At 53.0% G+C, this 457-nt stretch carries 1 pseudogene; it reads left to right on the top strand.

The features are described 5' to 3' along the window. Positions 1-457 (top strand): annotated as a pseudogene (locus B3W37_RS15775) (peptidase M22); the annotation flags it as partial.

Consider the following 457-nt stretch of genomic DNA (forward strand, 5'->3'; position numbering starts at 1 on the left):
CATGCTCCTTCAGGTCAAGGAGGGGGAACGCGGCCTGCGCCAGTCGGAAGCACTCTTTCAACATGTTAAAAATCTGCCGGGTCTATTTGCCCGCATTTTCCAACGGGATGAACCCAAGATCTCTGCAGTCGCGGTAAGCGCCTTTCCCCGCAACCTTCCGGGAAGCTACATGCCGGTATTCATGGCCGGACTCTCCCAGGCCCGTTCGATCAGTTATGTGAATCACATACCCTGTTACGAAGTAAGCCATCAGGAAGGACACATCATGGCCGGGGTTTACGGTAATCAGGAATTGCTGCAGCATGATTCATTCCTGGCGGTACATTTTTCCGGAGGGACTTCCGAAGTGCTAAGGGTAACAGCAGGAAAAGATTCCTTCTTTAAGATTGAACTTACACAGTCCGGCAGTGATCTGCATGCCGGACAACTGGTGGACCGGGTAGGAGTTGCCCTGGGT

Source organism: Syntrophomonas sp. UBA5494 (assembly GCF_002426325.1).